Consider the following 1,476-nt stretch of genomic DNA (forward strand, 5'->3'; position numbering starts at 1 on the left):
GGGCCGCGCACGGCGGGGCCGCGCGAGCGGTTGAGCAGCTTGAAATGGATGCCGGCCGCGTCGGCCGCGCGGCCCATCAGCCCGTCGAGCGCGTCGATCTCGCGCACCAGATGCCCCTTGCCGATGCCGCCGATCGACGGGTTGCAGGACATCGCGCCGATCGTGTCGAGACGCTGCGTCAGCAGCAGGGTCCGCGCGCCCATCCGCGCCGCCGCCGCCGCCGCCTCGCATCCGGCATGGCCGCCCCCCACCACGATCACGTCGTATCCCGCGCCCATCGCCTCCGTCCCGTCTTGCCTTATTTGCCGATGCAGAACCGGCTGAACACGACGTCTAGCACCGCCTCGACATCCACCGCGCCGGTGATCGTGCCGAGGGCGCGCAGACCGAGGCGCAGGTCTTCCGCCCGCAATTCCGCCAGATCGGCCCGCGTCGCCCGGACAAGGCAGCCCGCCAGACGGTCGAGCGCCGCGCGATGGCGGGCGCGCGTCAGCATCGGAGGCCCGGCGGTCGCCGTCAGCGCCGCCGCCCGCGCCGACAGCGCGTCCACGAGCGTGTCGATCCCCGCGCCCGTCAATGCGCTGACGGCAAGCACGTCCTCTTGCCTCCCGGCCGCGGGCGCGAGGTCGGTCTTGTTGACCACGCGCAGCCCGGCCGCCGGATCGGGGGGCGGCCCGTCCGCCTCGGCGACGGCGATGACGAGATCGGCGTCGGCCGCGCGCGCCCGCGCCCGTCGCCCGCCCTCCGCCTCGATCGGGTCGTCGGTCGCGCGCAGCCCGGCGGTGTCAAGCAGCGTGACCGGCACGCCGCCGAGCACGACACGCGCCTCGATCACGTCGCGCGTCGTGCCTGGCGCGGGGGCGACGATCGCCACGTCGCGGCCCGCGAGGCGATTGATCAGGCTGGATTTGCCCACATTCGGCGGCCCGGTGATCGCGAATACCAGCCCCTCGCGCAGCCGTTCGCCGCGCCGTCCGTCCGCCAGATGCCCGGCGACCTCGTCCCGCAGCGCCGCGATGGCGGCGGCGAGGCCCGCCTCCTCGTCCGGCGGCAGGTCCTCGTCCGGAAACTCGATCAGCGCCTCCGCCTGCGCCAGCATCAGGTGCAGGCGCGTGGCCCAGCCGTCATAGAGGGCGCGCAATCCCCCTTCGAGCTGCCGCAGCGCCTGCCGCCGCTGCGCGGTGGTCTCCGCCGCGACGAGGTCGGCGACCGCTTCGGCCTCCGTCAGGTCCATCCGTCCGGCGAGGAAGGCGCGGCGGGTGAACTCGCCCGGCTCGGCCGGACGGGCGCCGAGCGAGGCCAGCCGCGCCGCCACGTCCTCGATCACCGCGCGGCCGCCATGCAGCGAAAGCTCCGCCGCGTCCTCGCCCGTATAGCTTCCCGGCCCCGGCATCCAGACCACCAGCGCCTGATCGAGCAGCGCGCCCCCCGCGTCGCGCAGCCGCCGCAGCGCGGCCCGGCGCGGCGGCGGCACGC

General features: G+C 75.5%; 2 protein-coding genes. Both read right to left on the minus strand.

Going from position 1 to position 1,476, the window contains the following annotated elements; genetic code table 11:
- Nucleotides 1-278 (minus strand): FAD-dependent oxidoreductase (locus tag B8460_RS17210; protein WP_048862849.1); only part of this gene is annotated, 278 nt, incomplete at its 3' end.
- A gap of 20 nt (nucleotides 279-298) precedes the next feature.
- The coding region (gene mnmE, locus B8460_RS17215) for a tRNA uridine-5-carboxymethylaminomethyl(34) synthesis GTPase MnmE (RefSeq protein WP_048862850.1) at nucleotides 299-1,476 on the minus strand (1,178 nt) is incomplete at its 5' end.

Source organism: Acidisphaera rubrifaciens HS-AP3 (genome assembly GCF_000964365.1).
Taxonomy (GTDB): Bacteria; Pseudomonadota; Alphaproteobacteria; order Acetobacterales; family Acetobacteraceae; genus Acidisphaera; species Acidisphaera rubrifaciens.